Annotated in this window: 21 protein-coding genes; 2 read left to right on the top strand and 19 right to left on the bottom strand. The window is 71.2% G+C overall.

The window, feature by feature from the left end; all coding sequences use genetic code 11:
* Nucleotides 1–49 precede the first annotated feature (49 nt).
* The 6 genes from carB to pyrR all read right to left on the bottom strand — a co-directional run bounded on the left by carB (nt 50) and on the right by pyrR (nt 8,083).
* Nucleotides 50–3,358 carry a carbamoyl-phosphate synthase large subunit gene (gene carB, locus AC0682_RS01700; RefSeq protein ID WP_478530450.1) on the bottom strand — a complete coding sequence of 1,103 codons (3,309 nt, stop codon included), beginning with the start codon at nt 3,356–3,358 and terminating at the stop codon, nt 50–52.
* Nucleotides 3,351–4,490, bottom strand: coding sequence for a glutamine-hydrolyzing carbamoyl-phosphate synthase small subunit (gene carA / locus AC0682_RS01695; protein WP_478530449.1), 1,140 nt, complete (start codon nt 4,488–4,490; stop codon nt 3,351–3,353). The genes carB and carA overlap by 8 nt, the downstream gene beginning before the upstream one ends.
* The gene (locus AC0682_RS01690; protein WP_478530448.1) at nt 4,487–5,068 is read right to left on the bottom strand and encodes a PH-like domain-containing protein; all 582 of its coding nucleotides are present in this window, start codon (nt 5,066–5,068) and stop codon (nt 4,487–4,489) included. The genes carA and AC0682_RS01690 overlap by 4 nt, the downstream gene beginning before the upstream one ends.
* Nucleotides 5,065–6,354 carry a dihydroorotase gene (locus AC0682_RS01685; protein WP_478530447.1) on the bottom strand — a complete coding sequence of 430 codons (1,290 nt, stop codon included), beginning with the start codon at nt 6,352–6,354 and terminating at the stop codon, nt 5,065–5,067. Before AC0682_RS01685 ends, AC0682_RS01690 begins: the two co-directional genes overlap by 4 nt.
* Nucleotides 6,355–6,356: 2 nt before the next feature.
* Nucleotides 6,357–7,394: an aspartate carbamoyltransferase catalytic subunit gene (locus AC0682_RS01680; protein ID WP_478530446.1), complete on the bottom strand. Its 1,038-nt coding sequence runs from the start codon at nt 7,392–7,394 to the stop codon at nt 6,357–6,359.
* 104 nt (nt 7,395–7,498) lie between these two features.
* Nucleotides 7,499–8,083 carry a bifunctional pyr operon transcriptional regulator/uracil phosphoribosyltransferase PyrR gene (gene pyrR / locus AC0682_RS01675; protein ID WP_478530445.1) on the bottom strand — a complete coding sequence of 195 codons (585 nt, stop codon included), beginning with the start codon at nt 8,081–8,083 and terminating at the stop codon, nt 7,499–7,501.
* A 221-nt stretch (nt 8,084–8,304) separates the two neighbouring features.
* Here pyrR and bldD point away from each other — a divergent pair, with 221 nt between their 5' ends.
* Nucleotides 8,305–8,805: a transcriptional regulator BldD gene (gene bldD, locus AC0682_RS01670; RefSeq protein WP_006123181.1), complete on the top strand. Its 501-nt coding sequence runs from the start codon at nt 8,305–8,307 to the stop codon at nt 8,803–8,805.
* A 245-nt stretch (nt 8,806–9,050) separates the two neighbouring features.
* Here bldD and nusB read toward each other — a convergent pair whose 3' ends face one another.
* From nusB to AC0682_RS01605, 13 genes are all read right to left on the bottom strand, one after another.
* Nucleotides 9,051–9,482 (bottom strand): transcription antitermination factor NusB, encoded by a 432-nt coding sequence (gene nusB, locus AC0682_RS01665; RefSeq protein WP_019764385.1) that lies wholly within the window; start codon nt 9,480–9,482, stop codon nt 9,051–9,053.
* Between the two features lie 2 nt (nt 9,483–9,484).
* Nucleotides 9,485–10,051: an elongation factor P gene (efp, locus tag AC0682_RS01660; RefSeq protein ID WP_018490319.1), complete on the bottom strand. Its 567-nt coding sequence runs from the start codon at nt 10,049–10,051 to the stop codon at nt 9,485–9,487.
* 50 nt (nt 10,052–10,101) lie between these two features.
* Entirely contained in the window at nt 10,102–11,208 is a 1,107-nt protein-coding gene (locus tag AC0682_RS01655) for a M24 family metallopeptidase (protein WP_478530444.1), read from the bottom strand.
* 90 nt (nt 11,209–11,298) lie between these two features.
* On the bottom strand, nt 11,299–12,222 hold the full coding sequence (locus tag AC0682_RS01650) for a Pro-rich N-terminal domain-containing protein (RefSeq protein ID WP_478530443.1): 924 nt from the start codon (nt 12,220–12,222) through the stop codon (nt 11,299–11,301).
* A 128-nt stretch (nt 12,223–12,350) separates the two neighbouring features.
* Nucleotides 12,351–12,791, bottom strand: coding sequence for a type II 3-dehydroquinate dehydratase (gene aroQ / locus AC0682_RS01645; RefSeq protein WP_356754284.1), 441 nt, complete (start codon nt 12,789–12,791; stop codon nt 12,351–12,353).
* Complete coding sequence (gene aroB / locus AC0682_RS01640; protein ID WP_478530442.1) at nt 12,788–14,425, bottom strand: 3-dehydroquinate synthase; 1,638 nt, start codon at nt 14,423–14,425, stop codon at nt 12,788–12,790. The genes aroQ and aroB overlap by 4 nt, the downstream gene beginning before the upstream one ends.
* A complete protein-coding gene (aroC, locus tag AC0682_RS01635) occupies nt 14,422–15,606 on the bottom strand; it encodes a chorismate synthase (RefSeq protein WP_093756313.1) in 1,185 nt (394 codons plus the stop codon). Before aroC ends, aroB begins: the two co-directional genes overlap by 4 nt.
* Nucleotides 15,607–15,752: 146 nt before the next feature.
* Entirely contained in the window at nt 15,753–16,583 is an 831-nt protein-coding gene (locus tag AC0682_RS01630) for a shikimate dehydrogenase (RefSeq protein WP_478530441.1), read from the bottom strand.
* Nucleotides 16,576–18,393 carry an endolytic transglycosylase MltG gene (mltG, locus tag AC0682_RS01625; RefSeq protein WP_478530440.1) on the bottom strand — a complete coding sequence of 606 codons (1,818 nt, stop codon included), beginning with the start codon at nt 18,391–18,393 and terminating at the stop codon, nt 16,576–16,578. The genes AC0682_RS01630 and mltG overlap by 8 nt, the downstream gene beginning before the upstream one ends.
* Before the next feature lie 96 nt (nt 18,394–18,489).
* Nucleotides 18,490–18,963 (bottom strand): Holliday junction resolvase RuvX, encoded by a 474-nt coding sequence (gene ruvX, locus AC0682_RS01620; protein ID WP_254813298.1) that lies wholly within the window; start codon nt 18,961–18,963, stop codon nt 18,490–18,492.
* A gap of 8 nt (nt 18,964–18,971) precedes the next feature.
* On the bottom strand, nt 18,972–21,641 hold the full coding sequence (gene alaS, locus AC0682_RS01615) for an alanine--tRNA ligase (protein ID WP_478530439.1): 2,670 nt from the start codon (nt 21,639–21,641) through the stop codon (nt 18,972–18,974).
* On the bottom strand, nt 21,641–21,991 hold the full coding sequence (locus AC0682_RS01610) for a hypothetical protein (protein ID WP_254813002.1): 351 nt from the start codon (nt 21,989–21,991) through the stop codon (nt 21,641–21,643). The genes alaS and AC0682_RS01610 overlap by 1 nt, the downstream gene beginning before the upstream one ends.
* A 7-nt stretch (nt 21,992–21,998) precedes the next feature.
* Nucleotides 21,999–22,466, bottom strand: coding sequence for a DUF948 domain-containing protein (locus AC0682_RS01605; protein WP_254813001.1), 468 nt, complete (start codon nt 22,464–22,466; stop codon nt 21,999–22,001).
* Between the two features lie 195 nt (nt 22,467–22,661).
* On the opposite strand from AC0682_RS01605, the gene AC0682_RS01600 reads away from it, so the two are divergent.
* Nucleotides 22,662–24,941 (top strand): ATP-binding protein, encoded by a 2,280-nt coding sequence (locus tag AC0682_RS01600; protein ID WP_478530438.1) that lies wholly within the window; start codon nt 22,662–22,664, stop codon nt 24,939–24,941.
* Nucleotides 24,942–25,073: the final 132 nt, after the last annotated feature.

Genomic DNA, 25,073 nt, shown 5'->3' with positions numbered 1-25,073 from the left:
GTCCTCACAGAGAGGGGGACACCGTTTCCGGTGTCCCCCTGCTGGGCTGCTAGTCGCGGGCCGCTGTCAGCTGCTCGGCGTGTTCTTGGAGTGAGCGGACGCCGACGTCGCCGTGGTTGAGGGCGTCGATGCCCTGAACCGCCGCGGCGAGCGCCTGGACGGTGGTCAGGCAGGGCACGGAGCGGGAGACGGCGGCGGTGCGGATCTCGTAGCCGTCGAGGCGGCCGCCGGTGCCGTAGGGGGTGTTGACGATGAGATCGACCTGCCCGTCGTGGATGAGCTGGACGATCGTCTTCTCACCGTTGGGCCCCGGCCCCTCGGACTGCTTGCGCACGATCGTGGCGTTGATCCCGTTGCGCTTCAGCACCTCAGCGGTCCCGGAGGTGGCCATCAGCTCGAAGCCGTGCGCCACCAGCTCCCGGGCGGGGAAGATCATCGAGCGCTTGTCCCGGTTGGCCACCGAGATGAACGCCCGCCCACTGGTGGGCAGGGGGCCGTAGGCGCCTGCCTGGGACTTGGCGTAGGCGGTGCCGAAGACCGAGTCGATACCCATGACCTCACCCGTGGAGCGCATCTCCGGGCCGAGGACCGTGTCGACGCCGCGGCCGTGGATGTCACGGAACCGCGACCAGGGCATCACGGCCTCCTTGACGGAGATCGGCGCATCGAGGGGCAGGGTGCCGCCGTCGCCGGTCTTGGGCAGGAGCCCTTCGGCGCGGAGTTCCGTGATGGTGGCCCCGAGGGAGATGCGGGCGGCCGCCTTGGCGAGCGGGACGGCGGTCGCCTTCGAGGTGAAGGGGACCGTGCGGGAGGCGCGGGGGTTGGCCTCCAGGACGTAGAGGATGTCGCCGGAGAGCGCGAACTGGATGTTGATCAGTCCGAGGACGCCGACGCCCTTGGCGATGGCCTCGGTGGAGGCGCGCAGCCGCTTGATGTCGAAGCCGCCGAGCGTGATCGGGGGCAGGGCGCAGGCCGAGTCGCCGGAGTGGATGCCGGCCTCCTCGATGTGCTCCATGACGCCGCCGAGGTAGAGCTCGGTCCCGTCGTAGAGGGCGTCCACGTCGATCTCGATGGCGTCGTCGAGGAACCGGTCCACCAGGACCGGCCGAGTGGGGCTGATCTCCGTGGACTCGGCAATGTAGGACTCCAGGCGCGCCTCGTCGTACACGATCTCCATGCCGCGCCCGCCGAGGACGTAGGACGGGCGGACGAGGACGGGGTAGCCGATCTCGTCGGCGATGGCCTTGGCGGCGGCGAAGGTGGTGGCCGTCCCGTGCTTCGGGGCGGGCAGCCCGGCCTCGGCCAGGACGCGGCCGAAGGCGCCGCGGTCCTCGGCGGCGTGGATCGCTTCGGGGGAGGTGCCCACGACGGGCACCCCGTTGTCCTTCAACGCCTGCGACAACCCCAGCGGTGTCTGGCCACCGAGCTGGACGATGACACCCGCGATGGGGCCGGCGAGGGATTCGGCGTGGACGATCTCCAGGACGTCCTCCAGGGTGAGCGGCTCGAAGTAGAGCCGGTCGGAGGTGTCGTAGTCCGTGGAGACGGTCTCGGGGTTGCAGTTGACCATCACGGTCTCGAACCCGGCGTCCGACAGGGCGAAGGAGGCATGAACACAGGAGTAGTCGAACTCGATCCCCTGCCCAATGCGGTTGGGCCCCGATCCGAGGATGATCACCGCGGGCTTGGTGCGGGGGGCGACTTCGGTCTCCTCGTCGTAGGAGGAGTAGAAGTACGGGGTCTTCGCGGCGAACTCCGCGGCGCAGGTGTCGACCGTCTTGTAGACCGGGCGGATACCGAGCGCGTGGCGGACCTCGCGGACCACATCCTCACGCAGCCCGCGGATCTCCCCGATCTGCGCGTCGGAGAACCCGTGCCGCTTCGCCTCGGCCAGCAGCTCAGCGTCCAAGCGCTCCGCAGTGGCCAGCTCGTCGGCGATCTCCTTGATCAGGAAGAGCTGGTCGACGAACCAGGGGTCGATCTTCGTCGCCTCGAAGACCTCCTCCTGGGAGGCTCCGGCACGGATCGCCTGCATGACCGTGTTGATACGGCCGTCGGTGGGGCGGACCGCTTCGGCGAGCAGCTCGGCCTTGTCACCCGGCTCGCCGGTGAAGGCGAACTGCGAACCCTTCTTCTCCAAAGAGCGCAACGCCTTCTGCAGGGCCTCGGTGAAGTTCCGGCCGATCGCCATGGCCTCGCCCACCGACTTCATGGTGGTGGTGAGGGTGGCATCGGCGGAGGGGAACTTCTCGAACGCGAAGCGCGGGGCCTTGACGACGACGTAGTCGAGGGTCGGCTCGAAGGAGGCCGGGGTCTTCTCGGTGATGTCGTTGGGGATCTCGTCCAGGGTGTAACCCACCGCGAGCTTCGCGGCGATCTTGGCGATCGGGAAACCCGTCGCCTTCGACGCCAGAGCCGAGGAGCGGGAGACACGCGGGTTCATCTCGATGACGATGACCCGGCCGTCGGTGGGGTCGATGGCGAACTGGATGTTGCACCCACCGGTATCGACACCGACCTCACGGATGATCGCGATACCCACATCCCGCAGCCGCTGGTACTCCCGGTCGGTCAGCGTCATCGCCGGGGCGACAGTGATCGAGTCACCGGTGTGGACACCCATCGGGTCGAAGTTCTCGATGGAACAGACGACCACGACGTTGTCGTTCTTGTCGCGCATCAGCTCCAGCTCGTACTCCTTCCACCCCAGAATCGACTCCTCCAACAACACCTCGGTCGTCGGAGACAGGGTGAGGCCCTGGCCGGCGATCCGGCGCAGTTCCTCCTCGTCGTGGGCGAAGCCGGAGCCGGCGCCGCCCATGGTGAAGGAGGGGCGGACGACGACGGGGTAGCCGCCGAGGGTGTCCACCCCGGCCAGGACGTCGTCCATGGAGTGGCAGATCACCGAGCGGGCGGACTCGCCGTAGCCGATCTTCGCCTTCACCGCCTCGACGACGCCCTTGAACAGGTCGCGGTCCTCGCCCTTGTTGATCGCCTCGACGTTCGCGCCGATGAGCTCGACACCGTACTTCTCCAGCACCCCCTGCTCATGCATCGAGATCGCCGTGTTCAGGGCGGTCTGGCCGCCCAGGGTGGGCAGGAGCGCGTCGGGGCGCTCCTTCGCGATGATCTTCTCGACGAACTCCGGGGTGATCGGCTCGACGTAGGTGGCGTCGGCGATCTCGGGGTCGGTCATGATCGTGGCCGGGTTGGAGTTGACCAGGATGACCCGCAGGCCCTCGGCCTTGAGGACGCGGCAGGCCTGGGTGCCGGAGTAGTCGAACTCGGCGGCCTGGCCGATGACGATCGGACCCGAGCCGATGACCAGGACGGACTGGATATCGGAGCGCTTAGGCACGCTGGCCCTCCATCAGAGAAACGAAACGGTCGAACAGGTAGGCGGCATCGTGCGGGCCGGCAGCGGCCTCGGGGTGGTACTGGACACTGAACGCGGGGCGGTCCAACAGGTGCAGGCCCTCGACCACCTGGTCGTTCAGACACACGTGGGAGACCTCGGCACGGCCGAACTCCGTGTCGGACACCCGGTCCAGCGGTGCATCGACGGCGAAGCCGTGGTTATGGGCGGTGACCTCGACCTTGCCCGTCGTACGGTCCTGCACCGGCTGATTGATGCCACGGTGGCCGTACTTCAACTTGTAGGTGCCGAAGCCGAGCGCCCGGCCGAGGATCTGATTGCCAAAGCAGATACCGAAGAGCGGGGTGGAGCGCTCCAGCACGCCACGCATCAGAGCGACGGGGTGGTCGGCGGTGGACGGGTCACCGGGACCGTTGGAGAAGAACACCCCATCCGGCTTCACCGCGTACACCTCCTCCAAGGTGGCCGTGGCGGGCAGCACGTGCACCTCGATGCCGCGCTCGGCCATCCGGTGCGGCGTCATCCCCTTGATACCGAGGTCGATCGCGGCAACGGTGAACCTCTTCGCCCCGATCGCAGGAACGACGTACGCCTCCTCCGTCGCCACCTCGGCAGAGAGATCGGCGCCGGTCATCTCAGGGGCCTGACGGACCTTGGCGAGCAAGGTGCCCTCATCCGGGATCGCGTTACCGGAGAAGATCCCCACCCGCATCGCACCCCGCTCCCGCAGGTGACGCGTCAGGGCACGGGTGTCCACACCACTGATCCCGACCACACCCTGCGCCGCCAGCTCCTCATCCAACGACCGCTGGGAGCGCCAGTTGGAGGGCTTGCGGGCGGGATCACGCACGACGTAACCGGAGACCCAGATACGACCCGACTCAGGATCCTCATCATTCACACCGGTGTTGCCGACATGCGGGGCCGTCATGACGACCACCTGCCGGTGGTACGAGGGGTCAGTCAGCGTCTCCTGGTAACCCGTCATCCCCGTCGAGAACACCGCTTCACCGAAGGTCTCCCCCACGGCCCCGTAAGCACGGCCACGGAAGGCGCGGCCGTCCTCCAGGACGAGTACGGCGGGGGTCCGGTCCCCCCGGGTGGAGATCGTCATCGTGCGGTGCCTTCCGTAGTGGTGCTGGTGAGGTGGTTGACGGCGTCGACCCAGGCCTGGTGCTCGGCGGCGTGGTCGGAGCGGAAGCCGGAGTCGATCAGGGTCTCGCCATGCGCCCAGGTAATGATCAGCAGGCCGCCCTCGGGGAGGACCTTGCCGGCGAGCGCCTTGTCCAGGCGGGCCTCGCGCAGGGACTCGGCCGGGATGAAGAAGTCGTTCGCGCCGGGGCGTACGACGTCCAGGCCGCGGGCGGTCAGCGTCAGCTCGGCACGGCTGCGGGTGCCGAGGCCGTGCGCGACGATCCGGTCGAGCCACTGCCCGGCGGTGGTGGAGGCGTGGTAGCGCCCCTCCAGCGTCAGCAGGGTCTCGTCATCGGCGAAGCCCTCGGGCGTGGTGGCCGGCTCGGGCAGGTCGGACTGGAGCCGTCCGCGCCATTTCCAGCCCTCGCGCATCAGCCAGTAGACCAGGGCGATGAAGATCAGCAGGCCGATCACCCAGGCGATGCGGGCGGACCAGTCCGTCACTTCCGCCGACTTCTGCTCGGCGGCCAGGAGGTACAGGGGGGTCAGTGTTGTCACGCGAGCTTCCCGTCGACGACCGTGGCACGGCCCCGCAGGAAGGTGTGGGTGACGCGGCCCGGCAGCTTGCGCCCCTCGTAGGGGGTGTTGCGGCTGCGGGACGCGAAGCCCGCGGGGTCCACGGCTCCACGGTATGCCGGATCGACCAGGGTGAGGTTGGCGGGCTCACCCGCCGAGACGGGACGGCCGTGTCCTTCGAGACGGCCGATGGCCGCGGGGCGGAACGACATGCGGTCCGCGACGCCCGCCCAGTCGAGCAGACCGGTGTCCACCATCGTCTGCTGGACGACGGAGAGCGCGGTCTCCAGGCCCACCATGCCCATGGCGGCGGCCGCCCACTCGCAGTCCTTGTCCTCGTGCGGGTGCGGGGCGTGGTCGGTGGCTACGCAGTCGATGGTGCCGTCCGCGAGGGCCTCGCGCAGGGCCATGACGTCGGCTTCCGTACGCAGCGGCGGGTTCACCTTGTAGACGGGGTTGTAGGTGCGGACCAGCTCGTCGGTGAGGAGGAGGTGGTGCGGGGTGACCTCGGCGGTGACGTTCCAGCCCTTGGACTTGGCCCAGCGGACGATCTCCACCGAACCGGCGGTGGAGAGGTGGCAGATGTGGACGCGGGAGCCGACGTGGGCGGCGAGGAGGACATCGCGCGCGATGATCGACTCCTCCGCGACGGCGGGCCAGCCGCCGAGGCCGAGTTCGGCGGAGACGACGCCCTCGTTCATCTGGGCGCCCTCGGTGAGGCGGGGCTCCTGGGCGTGCTGGGCGACGACGCCGTCGAAGGCCTTCACGTACTCCAGGGCGCGGCGCATGATCACCGCGTCGTCGACGCACTTGCCGTCGTCGGAGAAGACCTTCACCCCTGCGGCCGAGTCGTGCATCGCGCCGAGTTCCGCGAGCTTCTTGCCCTCTAGGCCGACGGTGACGGCGCCGACGGGCTGGACGTCGCAGTAGCCGGACTCCTTGCCCAGGCGCCAGACCTGCTCGACGACACCGGCGGTGTCGGCCACGGGGAAGGTGTTGGCCATGGCGTGGACGGCGGTGAAGCCACCGGCCGCCGCGGCCTTGGTGCCGGTGAGGACGGTCTCGGAGTCCTCGCGGCCGGGCTCGCGCAGGTGGGTGTGGAGGTCGACGAGGCCCGGCAGCAGGATCTGGCCGACCGCCTCGATGACGGTGGCGCCGTCCGGTGCCTCGATGCCGGTGCCGACCTCGGCGACGGTCTCGCCGTCGATCAGCACGTCCTGCGGCTCACCGCCGAGGAGGCGCGCACCGCGGATAAGGATCTTGCTCATGGTTACTTGGTCTCCTCGGTACGGGCGGGGGCCTCGGTACGGGCGGGGCTCTCGGTACGGGCAGAGCCTTCGGGGCGGGCGGGAGCGGACAGGGCGGTGTCGGAGCCGCCGAGCAGCAGGTAGAGGACGGCCATCCGGATGGAGACGCCGTTGGCGACCTGCTCGACGACCGTGCAGCGGTCGGAGTCGGCCACCTCGGCGGTGATCTCCATGCCCCGGACCATCGGGCCGGGGTGCATGACGATGGCGTGCTCGGGCATCCTGGCCATGCGCAGGCCGTCCAGGCCGTAGCGGCGGGAGTACTCGCGCTCGGTCGGGAAGTAGGCGGCGTTCATCCGTTCGCGCTGCACACGCAGCATCATCACCGCATCGGACTTCGCCAGCACGTCGTCGAGGCTGTAGCTGACGTCGCAGGGCCACTGCTCGACGCCGACCGGCACCAGGGTGGGCGGGGCCACCAGGGTGACGTGCGCGCCCAGGGTGGTGAGCAGGTGGACGTTGGAGCGGGCGACTCGGCTGTGCAGGATGTCGCCGACGATCGTGATGCGGCGGCCTTCCAGGTCCCGGCCGAGACCGGTGTCGGCGCCGACGAGGCGCCGACGCATGGTGAAGGCGTCCAGCAGGGCCTGGGTGGGGTGCTCGTGGGTGCCGTCGCCGGCGTTGACCACCGCCCCGTCGATCCAGCCGGAGGTGGCGAGCCGGTAGGGGGCGCCGGAGGAGCCGTGTCGGATGACGACGGCGTCGGCGCCCATCGCCTCCAGGGTCAGCGCGGTGTCCTTCAGGGACTCGCCCTTGGAGACGGAGGAGCCCTTGGCGGAGAAGTTGATGACGTCGGCGGAGAGCCGCTTGGCGGCGGCCTCGAAGGAGATGCGGGTCCGGGTCGAGTCCTCGAAGAAGAGGTTGACGACAGTACGGCCGCGCAGGGTCGGGAGCTTCTTGATCGGCCGGTCCGCGACCCGGGCCATCTCCTCGGCGGTGTCGAGGATCAGGACGGCGTCGTCGCGGGTGAGGTCGGCGGCCGAGATGAGGTGGCGCTTCATCTGGGGTTCTCCGGTGGCTGGAGGAGGGTTGAAGGCATGCGGGCGCGCAGGAGCGGCCCGTACGTCCCCCGGAAGGGCGTACGGCGGGTCGTAGGGCTTCGGGGCTACTGCTCGTCCGCGGGCGCGGCCTGCTGGACACCGAGCAGCACGGCGTCCCGGCCGTCCTCCTCGGCGAGCTGGACCTTGACCGTCTCCCGCAGCGACGTGGGGAGGTTCTTGCCGACGTAGTCGGCGCGGATCGGGAGTTCGCGGTGACCGCGGTCGACGAGGACCGCGAGCTGTACGGCGCGCGGGCGGCCGATGTCGCCGAGCGCGTCGAGCGCGGCGCGGATCGTGCGGCCGGAGAAGAGCACGTCGTCGACGAGGACGACCAGCTTCCCCTCGATCCCCTCGCCGGGGATGTCGGTACGGGCCAGGGCCCGGGCGGGGCGCAGCCGCAGGTCGTCGCGGTACATGGTGATGTCGAGGGAGCCGACCGGCATCTTCCGGCCGGTGATCTCTTGGAGTTTGTCGGCGAGCCGGCGGGCGAGGAAGACGCCCCGCGTCGGGATGCCGAGCAGCACCACGTCGTCGGCGCCCTTGGCGCGTTCGACGATCTCGTGGGCGATACGGGTCAGAACACGGGCGATGTCAGGGGCCTCGAGAACGGGGCGTGCCGCGTTGCCGGTGTCGTCGTGCTGTGCGTCCATAAGAAACGGACCTCCTTCTCCGCCTCACGGGACGGACCTTAAAGGACGTCGAAATTACGTCATCCACGGTATCAGGGCTTGCGTCAGGCTCTGACCCCGGCCCTGGAGGTACCGGGTCCGGCCCATTCGGCTTGACGCAGCCAAGTAACGCTGCGTAACCTCACAGTGAGTTACCAGCCACGCGGCGGAGCCGCACACTGTTCCAGCGTCCGGGGAGCCATATGTCCAGCGAATACGCAAAACAGCTCGGGGCCAAACTCCGTGCCATCCGCACCCAGCAGGGCCTCTCCCTCCACGGCGTGGAGGAGAAGTCACAAGGTCGCTGGAAGGCCGTCGTGGTCGGTTCGTACGAGCGCGGCGACCGTGCCGTGACCGTACAGCGCCTCGCCGAGCTGGCGGATTTCTACGGGGTCCCGGTGCAGGAGCTGCTGCCCGGCACGACTCCGGGCGGGGCCGCCGAGCCGCCGCCGAAGCTGGTCCTGGACCTGGAGCGCCTCGCCCATGTCCCGCCGGAGAAGGCCGGTCCGCTGCAGCGCTACGCGGCGACCATCCAGAGCCAGCGCGGTGACTACAACGGCAAGGTGCTCTCGATCCGCCAGGACGACCTGCGCACCCTCGCCGTGATCTACGACCAGTCGCCGTCCGTACTCACGGAGCAGCTGATCAGCTGGGGCGTGCTGGACGCGGACGCGCGTCGCGCGGTCTCCCACGACGAGAGCTGAGCCCAGCGGGAGCGGAGCCCTCCGGGCCCTGGGACCGGCGTCCGCAGCAGGCGCCGCCCCGCAGCAGAAACGTGCCGCCGGGTCGGCGGGAGCCTTCGGGCCCCCGCCGACCCGGCGTTTTCGTCGCTCGTACTCCCTCGGAACGTACGCCGAAGGTCAGAGACATACGCCGAAGGGCCCACGGCCGGCTGACCATGGGCCCTTCGTGGCGTGCGCGTGGCGGAGCTGCCCCGCACGGGAGCGGGCTACTGCTCCCGGCGGAGGTTCGGCTTGAGGTCCTTGAAGCGGGCCAGCAGGCCGTTCACGAACGACGGGGAGTCGTCGGTGGAGAACTCCTTGGCGAGCTGGACCGCCTCGTCGATCACCACGGCGTCCGGGGTCTCGTCCATCCAGATCAGCTCGTAGGCGCCGAGCCGGATGATGTTGCGGTCGACGACCGGCATGCGGTCGATCTCCCAGTCCACGGCATAGGTGACGATGAGGTCGTCGATCCGGTCCGCGTACTCGGCGTACCCCTCGACCAGCTCCATCGTGAATTCGCCGACCGGCGGCTGGCGGTCGTCGGTCCGCGAGTGCCGGACCCAGTCCGCGAGGACGCTGCGCACGGACTCGCCGCGCTGGTCGGCCTCGAAGAGGATCTGGAAGGCGCGCTTGCGGGCCTTGTTCCGGGCAGCCACGGTTAGCTGTTCACCCGGCCGAGGTAGTCGCCCGTGCGGGTGTCGACCTTGATCTTCTCGCCGGTGGTGATGAAGAGCGGCACGCCGATCTCGTAACCGGTCTCCAGGGTGGCGGGCTTGGTGCCACCGGTGGAGCGGTCGCCCTGGACGCCCGGGTCGGTGTGCTGGATGGTCAGCTCGACCGCGGCGGGAAGCTCGACGTAGAGCACCTCGCCCTCGTACTGGGCGACGGAGGCGGTGAAGCCCTCGATCAGGAAGTTGGCGGCGTCGCCGACGGCCTTGCGGTCGACCATGAGCTGGTCGTAGGTGTCCATGTCCATGAAGACGAAGTACTCGCCGTCCATGTACGAGAACTGCATGTCGCGGCGGTCGATGGTGGCCGTCTCGACCTTCACGCCGGCGTTGAACGTCTTGTCGACGACCTTGCCGGAGAGCACGTTCTTGAGCTTGGTGCGCACGAAGGCGGGGCCCTTGCCGGGCTTGACGTGCTGGAACTCGACGACGGACCAGAGCTGGCCTCCGTCGAGCTTGAGCACCAGGCCGTTCTTGAGGTCGTTCGTGGAAGCCACGGTTGCGGAATCTCCTGGACTGAAGCTGGTGGAACGACCGGGGATGCGCGCTAGAGCGCGAGCAGTTCCTTGGTCGTCATGGTGAGTAGCTCGGGTCCGCCGTCCGCCTCGGGGCGCACGACGAGCGTGTCATCGATCCGGACACCGCCCCGGCCCGGGAGGTGGACCCCCGGTTCGACGGTGACCGGCACACAAGCGTCCAGTTTACCCATGGCTGTCGGTGCCAGTTGCGGGTCCTCCTCGATTTCGAGCCCCACACCGTGTCCGGTCCACGGCTGGAGGCCCTCCCCGTACCCCGCCGACTCCAGCGGATGCCGGGCCGCGCGGTCCACCTCGCGGTAGGCGGCGCCCGGCGCGAGGGCTTCCCGGCCGCCCCGCTGAGCGGCGAAAACGAGGTCGTACAGCTCGATCTGCCAGTCGGCGGGGGCGGTGCCGATGACGAAGGTACGGCCGATCTCGCAGCGGTAGCCGTGGTAGCTCGCGCCGAGGCGGACGGAGAGGAAATCACCCTCCTCCACCCGGCGGTCGGAGGGCCGGTGGCGTCCCTGGCCGGAGTTGGGGCCGGTGGCGACGGAGGTGGCGAAGGCGGGGCCGTCCGCACCGTGGTCGACGAGGCGGCGCTCCAGCTCCAGGGCGAGGTGGCGTTCGGTGCGGCCGACCAGGATCGATTCGAGGAGTTCACCGAGGGCCTGGTCGGTGATCTCGGCGGCGATCCGCAGACAGCCGATCTCCTCCTCGTCCTTGACGATGCGCTGCTGCTCCACGGTGAAGCCCAGATCGGCCAGGAGCAGGCGCGGGGCGGCCTTCCCCATGGCCCGGTGCCGGGCCACGGTCAGGTCGTGCTCCTCCACGGCGAGCGAGTCCGCGCCCGATGCGGCGGCGAGGCCGGCGGCCTCCACGACCGGGTCCCCGTCCGGTACGGGCAGGACGTCGACCCGGAGCGCCTCGTCGGGCCGCCCGTGGCCGGACTCGCCGGTCGGGGCGCGGGAGCAGAGCAGCACGTCCTCGCCGGGGCCGAGCAGCAGCACGGCGCCGGGAGGCGCTCCGCCCGCGAGATAGCGGACGTTGGCGGGGCGGGAGACCAGCGCGGCCGCGGACCCCGCGGCGGCGCACCGGTCGCGGAGCAGCCCGCGTCGGACGGCGTGCACCTCAGACATGCTCCGAGCGTACGAGCGGGGGCGGCTCCCCGCTCGGTCGGCGCATCCGACCGGGGGGCGGGCGTGGGGGGCGCCTGCTCCGGCCGGCAGCTACCAGGCGGGCGGGGAGGCGATGGAGCGGGCCAGCACGTCGTCCAGGACCCGGGCGGTGGTCTCCACGTCGTACGTCGAGTTGTCGATGATCGGGAGTCCGGAGCCGTACCAGCCGGCCATCCGGCCGTGGATGCGGGCGACCTCCTCGTCGGAGAGGCGACGGTTGCCGCTGCGGGCGGCGTTGCGCTCCAGGACGACCTCCAGGCCGGGCAGCAGCACGACGGGGAGCAGACCGGGGCCCACGTGGCGCTTCCAGCCGCCCAGTCCGACGACCGGGCGGTCGGGGAAGACGGCGTCGTCGAGGATGCAGGAGATGCCGTTGGCGAGGAAGTTACGGGCGGCGAAGCCGCAGGTGCGGCGGGCCAGCCGGTACTGGGCCTCGGAGTGTTCGTTCCAGCCCGCCTGCGGGTCGGCGAAGCCGGAGCAGACCCACTCACGGACGTCGTCCAGGGAGACGTGCGCGGTGGGCACCCGGCGGCGGGCCGCCCAGAGCCGGGCCACGGTGGTCTTCCCGGCACCGGCCGGGCCGATCAGCAGCACGGCGAGCGTGGCACTGCCGGTGCCGGGCTCGGCAGGCGGCGCGGGCAACGGCACGGGCCCGCCGGGCGGCAGCTGGACATGCCCGGTGACCTGACCACCGGAGGGCGGCGGGGTGGGGCCGGTGCCACTCCAGCCGTACTGCGGGACCTGGCCGTGAGCCGGGGGCGCAGGGGCCTGGCCCGCAGCAGGCGGCGGGGGCGCCGAAGCGTGCCCCACCTGGCCGGGGGCCGGAACCTGCGGCGCCTGCCCCGCAACCGGCGGCTGCTGAGGTATCGGGGGCGGGCCGGGGTGGCCGGGGTGCTGGGCCTGGTGCGGCCGGCCGGCAGGCCCGATGCCGGGCCCTTGGGGCGGCGGCAGCGGAGCCCCCACTGCGTGCTGCATCCGGTGCCACTCCGTCTCGTCACTGCAACTGGCGCTGTTGGAACGGCTACCGTACCTTCCCGGGCCGTCTCGGGGGGAACGGCCCGGGAGGGTACAGCGTGCCCGAAAGCGCCGGGTCCGCCGGTCGGTCAGTCCGTCAGTTCGTCGGCCAGGGCGCGCAGGGCGAGCCGGTAGGAGCCGATGCCGAACCCGGCGACCGTGCCCGTGGCGACCGGGGCGACCACCGAGGTGTGCCGGAACTCCTCGCGGGCGTACGGGTTGGAGATGTGCACCTCGATCAGCGGGGCGGTGCGCTGGGCGGCCGCGTCCCTCATCCCGTACGAGTAGTGCGTGAAGGCCCCCGGGTTGAGGACGACCGGGATCGAACCGTCCGCCGCCTCGTGGAGCCAGCGGATGAGTTCGCCCTCGTCGTTCGTCTCCCGCACGTCGACGTCGAAGCCCAGCTCCTTGCCGAGCGCGGTGCAGGTGTCGACGAGACCGGCGTAGGAGGTGGCCCCGTAGACGTCGGGTTCGCGGGAGCCCAGGCGGCCCAGGTTGGGGCCGTTGAGGACGAAGACCCTGCGGGTCACGCGGAGACCTCCCCGTAGGCGGCGAGCAGCACGGCCGGGTCGGGGCCCTCCAGGACGGTGGGCTTGCCGAGGGCGTCCAGGACGATGAAGCGCAGCAGGTCGCCGCGGGACTTCTTGTCGACCTTCATGTTCTCCAGGAGCTTGGGCCACTGGTCGCCGCGGTAGGTGAGCGGCAGGCCCACCGACTCAAGGATGGTGCGGTGCCGGTCGGCGGTGGCGTCGTCGAGGCGTCCGGCGAGCCGGCCCAGCTCGGCGGCGAAGACCATGCCGATGGAGACGGCCGCCCCGTGGCGCCACTTGTAGCGCTCGTTCTTCTCGATGGCGTGGCCCAGGGTGTGGCCGTAGTTGAGGATCTCGCGGAGGCCGGACTCCTTGAGGTCGCTGGAGACGACCTCGGCCTTGACCCGGATGGAGCGCTCGATCAGCTCGGCGGTGTGCGGTCCGGCGGGCGTGCGTGCGGCCTCCGGGTCGGCCTCGATCAGGTCGAGGATGACCGGGTCCGCGATGAAGCCGGCCTTGATGATCTCGGCCAGGCCGGAGACGTAGTCGTGGACCGGCAGGGAGTCGAGCGCGGCGAGGTCGCAGAGGACGCCGGTCGGCGGGTGGAACGCGCCGACCAGGTTCTTGCCCTCGGCGGTGTTGATGCCGGTCTTGCCGCCGACGGCCGCGTCGACCATGCCGAGCACGGTGGTGGGGATCGCGATCCAGCGCACCCCGCGCAGCCAGCTGGCGGCGACGAACCCGGCGACGTCCGTGGTGGCGCCGCCGCCGATGCCGACGATGACGTCGGTGCGGGTGAAGCCGGTCTGGCCGAGCGCCTTCCAGCAGTAGGCGGCGACCTCGACGGTCTTGGCCTCCTCCGCGTTGGGCAGCTGGATGGCGATGGCCTCGTACCCCTGGCCCGCGAGGTCCTGGCGGACCGCCTCACCCGTCTCGGCGAGCGCCTCGGGATGCAGGACGGCGACGCGCTGCGCGCGGTCGCCGATGAGCTGCGGCAGCTCACCGAGGAGCTGGTGGCCGACGAGGACCTCGTACGGGTCGGAGCCCGCCGAGCCTGCGACCTGGATGCGGGTGGGGGCCTGCTGTGCCATGCCGGTGTTCTCCACGCCGGGGGCGGCTGCGCCCTCCGGCAGTTCCAGTGCGTCGATGATCGCCTGCGCGATCTCTTCGGGGGTGCGCTCGTCGGTGGCGACGACCGTACGGGCCACCTCTTCGTAGAGGGGGCGGCGGGCGTCCATCAGCTCGCGCCACTGCCGGCGCGGGTTGACCGCGAGGAGCGGCCGGGCGGCGCCCAGACCCACCCGGCGGACCGCCTCCTCCACGCCCATGGAGAGGTAGACGACCGGGTGGTCGGCCAGCAGCTCCCTGGTCCTCCCGTCCAGGACGGCCCCGCCCCCGAGGGCGAGCACGCCCGCGTGCCCGGCGACGGCCGCGGCGACCGCCCGGTGCTCCAGGACGCGGAAGTGCTCCTCACCCTCGTCGTAGAAGATCTCCGCGATCGGCTTGCCCGCCTCGGCGACGACGTCCGCGTCGGTGTCCCGGTACGTGGTGCCGAGCCGGGCGGCGAGCAGCTCGCCGACGGTGGACTTGCCGACGCCCATGGGGCCGACGAGGACGACCAGGGGGCCGCTCATCGGATCTGGAGGTGGTCGAGGTACGACTGGACGTTGCGGTGGGTCTCGGCCACGCTGTCGCCGCCGAACTTCTCCGCGACGGCGTCGGCCAGGACCAGAGCGACCATCGCCTCCGCGACGATGCCCGCGGCCGGGACGGCGCAGACGTCGGAGCGCTGGTGGTGGGCCTTGGCGGCCTCGCCGGTGGCGACGTCCACGGTGGCGAGGGCGCGCGGCACGGTGGCGATGGGCTTCATCGCGGCGCGGACCCGCAGCAGCTCTCCGGTGGTGAGCCCGCCCTCGGTGCCGCCGGAGCGGCCGGAGGTGCGCTTGATGCCGTCCTCGGTGGCGACGATCTCGTCGTGCGCCTTCGAGCCGGGAACCCGGGCCAGCTCGAAGCCGTCCCCGACCTCGACGCCCTTGATGGCCTGGATGCCCATGAGCGCGGCGGCGAGCCGGGCGTCCAGGCGGCGGTCCCAGTGGACGTGCGAGCCGAGCCCGACGGGCACGCCGTAGGCCAGCACCTCGACGACCCCGCCGAGGGTGTCGCCGTCCTTGTGGGCCTGGTCGATCTCGGCCACCATCGCCTTGGAGGCGTCGGCGTCCAGGCAGCGGACCGGGTCGGCGTCCAGCTTCGCCACGTCGGCGGGGACCGGGTAGACCCCGTACGGGGCCTTCGCGGCGGCCAGCTCGACGACATGGCTCACGATCTCGATGCCCGCCGTCTCCTTGAGGTAGGAGCGGGCGACGGCCCCGAGGGCGACGCGGGCGGCGGTCTCCCGGGCGCTGGCGCGCTCCAGGACCGGCCGGGCCTCGTCGAAGCCGTACTTCTGCATCCCGGCCAGGTCGGCGTGGCCGGGGCGGGGCCGGGTCAGCGGGGCGTTGCGGGCCGACTCGGCCAGCACGGCGGGGTCGACCGGGTCGGCCGCCATGACCTGCTCCCACTTGGGCCACTCGGTGTTGCCGACCATGACGGCGACCGGGGAGCCCATGGTGAGCCCGTGCCGTACGCCGCCGAGGAAGGTGACCTCGTCCTGTTCGAACTTCATCCGAGCCCCGCGGCCGTAACCGAGCCGTCGCCGGGCGAGCGCCTCGGCGACCATCTCCGTCGTCACCGGGACGCCGGCGGGAAGGCCCTCCAGCGTCGCCACCAGTGCGGGACCGTGGGACTCGCCTGCGGTCAGCCAGCGCAACCTGCTCAACGGTGCTCCTCATGCTCGCGCCTGAAAAATGCGACGGCACGGCCGGGTGCGCGGCCCCGGCCCGCCGCCGTCGATCCTCCCACGACTGTGGACGGTGTCCGGCCGCCGGTCCAGCAACCGGACGCCTGTTCATCAGGTCGAATGCGTCAGCGCCCCGCGAGCGCCGCTTCCCCGGCCCGCCGCATGGCCGCCAGCGGGGCCGGGCGGCGCCCGGTCATCTGCTCGACCTGGAGCAGCGCCTGGTGGACGAGGAGGTCGAGGCCGCCGACGACGGCACCGCCACGGGCCGACCAGGCGGCGGCGAGGGGCGTCGGCCAGGGTGCGTACAGCACGTCGAAGAGGATGCCCGGCCGATCCGGCACGCCGGTGGCGAGGGCGTCGGTGGTGCCCGCCGGGGTGGTCGCGACGACGAGCGGTGCGTCGAGCGCCTGCGAACCGTCGGCCCAGTCGGCCACCCGGACGTCCACGCCGAGCCGCTGCCCCCAGCCGCGCATCTCGTCGCCGCGCTCCTTGCTGCGCACGTAGGCGGTGACCGGTCCGGCACAGATCACCGCGAGCGCGGCGAGGGCGGAGGAGGCGGTGGCTCCGGCGCCCAGGATCGCGGCGGACTCGACCTTCTCGACGCCGCGCTCCCGCAGGGCGGCGATCATGCCGGGGATGTCCGTGTTGTCACCGATCCGGCGCCCGTCCTCGGTGAACACGAGCGTGTTGACGGCCTCCACGGAGGCGGCCGTCGGGCTGATCTCGTCCAGCAGCGGGATGACCGCCCGCTTGAGCGGCATGGTCAGGGACAGCCCCGCCCAGGAGGAGTCCAGCCCCTCGACGAAGCCGGGCAGCGCCGCCTCGTCGACCTCGAACCGGTCGTAGGACCAGTCGTGGAGGCCGAGTTCGGCGTAGGCGGCGCGGTGCAGCACCGGGGAGAGCGAGTGGGCGACGGGCGAGCCGAGGACGGCGGCCCGGCGGCGGCTGTCAGCCAAGTCCCTGCTGCTCCTTCCACTTGTTGTTCAGCTTCTCGTGCTCGTCGATGGTCTTCGTGAACTCGGTCTTCTTGCCGTCGAGCGAGATGAAGAACATCCAGCCGTTCGACGTCGGGTTGAGCGATGCCTTGAGGGCGTCGACGCCCGGGTTGCTGATCGGCCCCGGCGGAAGGCCCGTGTGGTAGTAGGTGTTGTACGGGTCCGGGTTGGAGCGGATCTCCTTGGTGCTGATCTTGATCTTGCTCTGCTTCATGAGGTAGTTGAACGACGAGTCGAACTCGACCTTGCGGTTGGTGACCGTGTTGTCGGGCTTGAGCCGGTTGTAGACGACCTCGGCCATCTTGCGGAAGTCGTCGTGCGTGAGGCCCTCCGCCTGCACCAGACTCGCCACCGTCAGCACCTGCCACGGGCCGTCCAGCTGGTACTTCTTGGCCGCCGCTTCCAGGTCGAGCTTGTCGTACTCCTTGTTGGCCCGCGTGACCATCCGCTTCAGCGCGTCCTCGGGCTTCGAGCCCTTGGCCACCGGGTACGCCGCCGGGTAGAGGAAGCCCTCCAGCGGGTCCTTCACGTCCGGGTCGTCCTTGACCCAGTCGGGCAGGCCCAGGGACTCCGCCTTGGTCTTGGCGACCTTCTCCGTGGTGCCCTTGTCCAGGCCGAGCCGGGCGTCGATCTTCTCGTAGACCGCGACGTTACGGGTGCCCTCGGGGATCACCAGGAGGTTCTGGCTCTTGTTGTCGAGCATCAGGGCGACCGCGGCGGCTCCCGACATCTCCTTGTTGAGGAGGTAGACGCCGGCCTGGATCGACTTGCCCTTGGGGTTGTCGTTCTGTGCCGCGACGAAGGCGTCGGAGGACTTGATGACGCCCTTCTTGCGCAGGATGTTGGCGATGTCGTAGCCGAGCGCCCCCTCGGGGATCTCGACCTCGACCTGCTCGTCCGTGCCGGATCCCGCGTAGTCGGCCGGGGCGCCGAACTTGTCCTGCCAGAAGTTGTAGCCGACGTACGTCACTCCCCCGAGGCCGCCGACCAGGACGAGGGAGACCACCAGGCAGGCGCAGCCGTTGCGGCTCTTCTTCTTGGTCTTGCCGCCCCTGCGCTCCCTGCTGCCGCGCTCCCGGCGCGAGGCGCGCGAGGAGTCGTCGTCGGGGTCGTCGTCGCCGTCGCGGGGCTCGTGGGAGTCACGGCCGGCGGGCTCGTCGGCGCCGGTGAAGAAAGGATGCGTCTCTTCCTGCGGCTCGTCCGGGTCCCAGTCCGGCGACGGCTTCCCCTGCTGCTCGGGCCGCCCGTGCTGCGGGGCCTGCTGGGCCTGCGGCTGCTGCTGCCCGGGGGTCTCGCGGTGGCCCGGCGGCTGCGGCGGGGGGTAGGCGTCGGGCGTGCCGTAGTAGTCGTGCGATTCGCCGTAGCCGGGAGGCTGCTGATGGGTGTACGGGTCCTGGGGCTCGGCCCCGTACGACAGGGCGGTCCCCTGCCCGGAGTCCCAGCCGCCGTCGTACTGCGGCTGGGCGTGGGGCTGCTGACCGTACGGGTCCTGCTGCGGCGTGCCGTACTGCTGGTGCTGCTGCGAGAGGTCGTACTGCTGCTGCGAGGGGTCGTACTGCTGCTGCCCGTACTGCTGGTGCTGGTCGTACGCCTGCTGCTGCGGGTACTGCTGGTGCTGCTGGGCGTAGGGGTCCTGCGGATAGGACTGCTGCTGGTCGCCGTACTGGCCCTGGCCGTGGGCGGCCTGCCGGCCTCCCCATCCCTGGTCCCCGTACAAGGGGTCCTCGGGATGCCACGGTTCGGAGCCGGGGCCCCGGCCATACTCAGTCATCGATCCCCTAGAGCCGCGAGACGAGGTTCCGCCTCTTCGCTGTGCGGTGTTTGTTCGAACCACCGCCGCATCGCGCGGAACGTTACCGTATCGCGATCAGACAACCACTTCGACGCCCTCTCCCGGGGGATTGCCTGACGCCCGTTCGGACTCCAGAGCGTTCTGAAGGATCACCACAGCGGCAGCCTGGTCGATGACAGACCGGCCCTTCTTGGACTTCACGCCCGAGGCGCGCAGTCCCTGGCTGGCCGTCACTGTGGTCATCCTCTCGTCGACCAGCCGCACCGGAACGGGGGCGATCGAACGGGCGAACGTCTGGGCGAAGTCGCGGACCTTGGCTGCCGCGGGGCCCTCGCCACCGCCGAGGGAGCGGGGCAGGCCGAGGATCACCTCGATCGGCTCGTACTCCTCGACGATGGCCACCAGCCGCCGGTGGGCGGCCGGGACGTCTCGTCCCGGCACGGTCTCCACCGGCGTGGCCAGGATCCCGTCGGGGTCGCACGAGGCGACCCCGATCCGGGCGTCCCCGACGTCGACGGCGAGCCGTCGTCCGCGGCGCATCGGTGTCATCGAGTCCGTCACGCGGTCTCGGTGACGAGGCGCTCGACGGCGGCGACGGCGTCACCGACGGCGGCCGGGTCCGTGCCGCCGCCCTGGGCGACGTCCGGCTTGCCGCCGCCACCGCCACCGAGCGTCTTGGCGGCCGTACGGACGAGGTCACCGGCCTTGAGACCGCGCTCGCGGGCGGCCTCGTTGGTGGCGATCACCGTGAGCGGGCGGTTGTTGGCGGTGGTGAACAGCGCCACGACGGCCGGGCGGCCGCCCTGGATCCGGCCGCGCACGTCCAGGACCAGCTTGCGCAGGTCGTCGGCGGAGGTGCCGTCGGGGACCTGGCCGGTGACCAGGGCGACGCCCCGGACGTCCTTGGCGGAGTCGGCCAGTCCGGCGGCGGCGGCCAGCACCTTCTCCGCGCGGAACTTCTCGATCTCCTTCTCGGCGTCCTTCAGCTTGCCGAGCATGCCCGCGATCTTCTCCGGCAGTTCCTCGGGGCGGCCCTTGACGAGTTCCTGGAGCTGGGCGACGACCGTGTGCTCCCTGGCCAGGAAGTTGTACGCGTCCACGCCGACCAGGGCCTCGATCCGGCGCACGCCGGAGCCGATGGAGGACTCGCCGAGCAGCTTGACCAAGCCGAGCTGGGCGGTGTTGTGGACGTGGGTGCCGCCGCACAGCTCCTTGGAGAAGTCCCCGATGGTGACGACCCGGACCCGCTCTCCGTACTTCTCGCCGAACTCCGCGATGGCGCCCTGCTTCTTGGCCTCGTCGATCGACATGACCTCGGCCTGGACGTCGAGTTCGCGCGACAGGACCTCGTTGATCCGCTGCTCGACGTCGGTGAGGACCGTGCCGGGAACGGCGGCGGGCGACCCGAAGTCGAACCGGAAGCGGCCCGGGGAGTTCTCGGAGCCAGCCTGGGCGGCCGTCGGGCCGAGCGCGTCGCGCAGCGCCTGGTGGGTGAGGTGGGTGGCGCTGTGGGCGCGGGCGATGGCCCGGCGGCGGGTGGCGTCGATGGAGGCGAAGGCGGGGGCCCCGACCGTGACCTCACCGACCTGGACGACGCCCTTGTGGACGTGGACGCCGGGGACCGGCTTCTGGACGTCGCGGACCTCGATCACGGCACCGGTGTCGAGCCGGATACGGCCGGTGTCCGCGAGCTGGCCGCCGCCCTCGGCGTAGAAGGGGGTGCGGTCCAGGACGACCTCGACCTCGTCGCCCTCGGTCGCGGCGGGCGAGGGCACGCCGTCGACCAGCAGCCCGACGATGGTCGACTCGCCGGCCAGGCTGGTGTAGCCGGTGAACTCGGTGGCACCGGAGGCGTCCGCGACCTCCCGGTAGGCGGACAGGTCGGCGTGACCGGTCTTCTTGGCGCGGGCGTCGGCCTTGGCCTTGTCGCGCTGCTCCTGCATGAGGCGGCGGAAGCCGTCCTCGTCCACGGAGAGCCCCTGCTCGGCGGCCATCTCCAGGGTCAGGTCGATCGGGAAGCCCCAGGTGTCGTGGAGCAGGAACGCCTTGTCCCCGGCGAGGACCTTGCCACCGGCGGCCTTGGTCTCGGTGACCGCGGTCTCCAGGATGTTGGTGCCGCCCTTGAGGGCCTTGAGGAAGGCGGCCTCCTCCGCGAGCGCGACCGTCTCGATGCGCCTGCGGTCGGTGATCAGCTCCGGGTACTGCAGCCCCATCGTGTCGATCACGACGTCGATCAGGTCCTTGACGACCGTGCCGGTGGCGCCCAGCAGGCGCATGTTGCGGATGGCGCGGCGCATGATGCGGCGCAGCACGTAGCCGCGGCCCTCGTTGCCGGGGGTGACGCCGTCGCCGATGAGCATCACCGACGTGCGGATGTGGTCGGCGACGACGCGGAGCGAGACGTCCGTGCCGTTCTCGGCGCCGTAGCGGACGCCGGTCAGCTCGGTGGCCTTGTCCATGACGACGCGCAGGGTGTCGGTCTCGTACATGTTCTGTACGCCCTGGAGGATCATCGCCAGGCGTTCCAGGCCGAGACCGGTGTCGATGTTCTTGGACGGCAGGTCCCCGAGGATCGGGAAGTCCTCCTTGCCGTCGCCCGCGCCCCGCTCGTACTGCATGAAGACCAGGTTCCAGATCTCCACGTACCGCTCGTCGTTGACGGCCGGGCCGCCCTCGACGCCGAACTCGGGGCCGCGGTCGTAGTTGATCTCGGAGCAGGGTCCGCAGGGGCCGGGGACGCCCATGGACCAGAAGTTGTCCTTCTTGCCCAGGCGCTGGATGCGCTCGGCGGGGACGCCGATCTTGTCGCGCCAGATGGCCTCGGCCTCGTCGTCGTCGAGGTAGACCGTGATCCAGAGCTTCTCGGGGTCGAGACCGTAGCCGCCGTCCTCGACGGAGTTGGTCAGCGCCTCCCAGGCGAGCTGGATGGCGCCTTCCTTGAAGTAGTCCCCGAAGGAGAAGTTCCCGCACATCTGGAAGAACGTGCCGTGTCGGGTGGTCTTGCCGACCTCTTCGATGTCCGGCGTACGCACGCACTTCTGCACGCTGGTGACGCGCGGGGCGGGCGGCTTGACCTCACCGAGGAAGTACGGCTTGAAGGGGACCATGCCCGCGGGGACCAGCAGCAGAGTCGGGTCGTCCGCGATGAGCGACGCCGAAGGCACGACGGTGTGACCGCGCTCCTCGAAGAAGCTCAGCCAGCGGCGGCGAATTTCAGCCGACTCCATTAGTGGTCCTCATTCCGGTTGTTCGTCTTGTAGGGGAGCGTGCGGTACGTGCCGGGGCGGGCGGCGGGCTCGGCCGATGCCTCCACGGCGTAGTGCCGCTGTACAGGAAGGTCGGGGTCGACCGGTGCTTCGAGGCCCAGGGCGCCGCCCAGTTCGGCTTCGCGCCGGACCATGTTCTCGCGGACGTCGAGGGCGAAGTCCTTGAGCTTGTGGCCGGTCTCGATCGCCTTGTCCGCGGCCTGCGCGGCGAGACTCTCGGGCGTCAGCTGCCTGAGCTTGCGGTTGACCTTGGTGGTGGCCCAGACACCGGCGGCTGCGCCGGCGGTGAACCAGAACGTACGGCGGAACATCGCTGGATCAGTCCTTCTGTCCGCGGGGGTTTCGGCGGTCGCGCTTGCGTCCGCGCGCCGACGGCACGGTGCGGCCGACGATCACCGTACGGCGGACGGAGGAGCGGCCCCGGGCCTGTTCCGGTTCCGGTTCGGGAGAGGGGGCGGTGCGGCGGCCGAGGGCCTGCCGGACGCCGTAGCCGAACGCGGCGACCTTGACGAGCGGTCCGCCGAAGGTGGAGGCGACGGTCGTGGAGAGCGCGGAAGCGTTGGAGGTGACCTCCTGGACGTCGCTCGCGATGGCGTCGACCTTGTCCAGCTGGGTCTGCGCGGACCGGACCGTGGCCGAGGCGTCGGCGAGCAGCGGCACGGCCTGTTCGGTCACCTCCGCCACGAGTCTGGTGGTCGCCCTGAGCGTCTGGGCGAGCCTCACCAGCACCACGGCGAGGAACGAGACCAGGATCGCCCAGAAGACGGCCACGATGATCCCGGCCACCTCTCCACCGGACACTGTGCACCGCTCTCTGCTCGTCACTCGGCCCCCTCGGGGCCATGTCCCACGAGCCTATCGCGCCGCGCATCGCCTCCCCTACCGCATTCCCTGCGGGCCCCGGGCATTCGGGACGGACCGGAAGGGAGCCGATCAACGCGTTTGTACGGAGAGCTTCCAGAGCAGTACTCTGCGTGTTTCATGCGACACCTGCAGCGCCGCTCCACGCACCCGGACACCCGTGGCCCCCGTCCCTCCACCCCGGCAGGCGACGACGCCCCGGCCGTCGGCGCCCCGGCCCGTGCCGTCCCGGTCGGCAACGTCCCGGCGGAGCTGAACCGGTTCGTCGGCCGCGCGGACGAACTGGCCGCGCTGCGCGGGCTGCTGGAGGAGTCCAGACTCGTCACCGTCGTCGGAGGGGCGGGCGTCGGCAAGACCCGCTGTGTCAGCAGGACCGCCGCACAGTTGGAGAAACGGTACTGCGACGGGGTCTGGCTCACCGAGCTGTCCCCCGTGCACGATCCGGAGCTGCTGGAACACACCGTGGCCGAGGCGCTGGGGCTGACCGACCACACCGGCAGGCCGCCGCGCACCGCCCTCGTCGAGCACCTGCGTGGGCGCCGGACGCTGCTGGTGCTGGACGGCTTCGAGCACCTGGTGGACGCCTGCGCCGATCTCGTACGGGAGTTGCTGCGCCGGGCGCCGGGGCTCCGGGTGCTCGCGGCCGGGCGCCGCCCGCTCCTGGTGGACGGTGAAGTGACGTTCACTCTCGCGCCTATGTGCGAGGCGGACGCGGTGGAGCTGTTCGAGGAACGGGCCCGCGCGGTGCGGCCGGAGCGGGAGGAGACGGCCGCGGACCGGGCAGCGGCGCTGGAGCTGTGCCGCCGCCTGGACGGGGTGCCGCTGGCGCTCGAACTGGCGGCGGGACGGCTGCGCGCCCTCTCGGTCGACCAGGTGCTGCTGCGCCTGGACGACCGGTTCCGGCTGCTGACCGGCGGCAGCCGCGGCGCTCCGCCCCGCCACCGGGCGCTGCGCACGGCGATCGGCTGGAGCCACGAGCTGTGCACGCCCGCGCAACGGCTGCTGTGGGCGCGGCTCTCGGTCTTCGCCGGGCAGTTCGACCTGGAGGCCGCCGAGTACGTCTGCGGCGGTGCGGGGCTGCCGGCCGATGCGGTGCTCGACGTGCTGGAGGAGCTGCTGGCCCAGTCGGTTGTGGAGCGCGAGGACGGTACGGGCACCACCCGCTACCGACTGCTGGAGTCGGTGCGCGAGTACGGGGCCGAGTGGCTGGCGGCGGCCGGGGACACCGGGCGGATGCGGCGGCGCCACCGGGACTGGTTCCTGGGGCTCGCCACCTGGTGCGAGCTGGACTGGTTCTCGCCGCGCCAGGCGGAGGTGGCGGCCCGGATCGACGGTGAGCTGCCCAATCTGCGCCGGGCGATGGAGTACTCGATGGAGAGCCCGAAGGAGGTGCACCTCGCCCAGCACCTGGCGGGCTCGCTCTGGTTCTACTGGGCCGGGTGCGGGCGCCTGGCGGAGGGCCGGTACTGGCTGGAGCACGTATTGGAGGAGCCGACCCCGTACGGCACCTCCCGACTGAAGGTGCTGTGGGTGCTGGGGTATGTCGCGGTGCTCCAGGGGGACGCGGTCGGGGCGGTCTCCGCCCTCCAGGAGTGCCGGGAGGAGGCCGAGCGGTCCGGGGACTCCACGGCGCTGGCGTACGCGATCCACCGCACGGGCTGTCTGGCGACCGTCACGGACGATCCGGCGCGCGCCGCGGAGCTGCTGCGGGACGCGCTCGGCCGCTACCGGGAGATCGGCGAGCTGAACAGCAATGTGCTGATGGCGCAGGTCGAACTGGCGATGGCTGTGGCGTTCCTGGGCGATCTGGACGCGGCGGCGGCCATCTGCGAGGAGGTCCGGGAGATCTGCGAGGACCACGGGGAGCGGTGGGCACGGGCGTACGCGCTCTACGTCCTGGCCTACGCGGCGCTGCGGCGGGGGCGGCCGGAGCAGGCGCGGCGGATGCTCGGGGAGTGTCTGGCGATCGGCCGGACCTTCGACGACCTGCTCTCGACCGCGCTCTCGCTGGAGCTGCTGGCACTGGTGACGGCGGTGGAGGGCGACGGCGAGGAGGCCGCGGTGCTCCAGGGGGCGGCGGGACGGATCTGGCCGTCGGTGGGGCTTCAGCTGTTCGGTTCGGCGTACTTCGGCCGACCGCGCGCGGAGTGCGAGGAGCGGTTGCGGCGGGATCTGGGGGACGCGGCGTACGAGGCGGCTGTGCAAACCGGGCGGCGGCTGGAGCGGGGCGCGGCGGTGGAGCGGGCGCTGACGGCCGGGGCCGGTGCCGGTGGGGGCGTACGGGAGCGGCGCGACACGCCCGGGGCGGTACCGGGTTCCGCGAGCGGGCCGGGGGCCGGGAGTGAGCCCGGGGCGCGGGGCGGGTCGGGAGCAGGGGATGGGGTCAGAGCTCGGAGGTGAGTCGGGGCCGGCAGCGAGCCGAGGCCCGGAGGTGAGTCGGGGCCTGAGTCCGAGCCGGCAGCCGGGAGCGAGCCGGGGGCCGCGTCCGAGTCGGGTTCCGGGTCCCAGCCAGGGCCCGCGTCCGGGCCAGGG

Source organism: Streptomyces sp. NPDC043746 (genome assembly GCF_056436485.1).
Note: the sequence above shows the minus strand (reverse complement) of the source record. Positions and strands in the feature narration are given on the sequence as shown.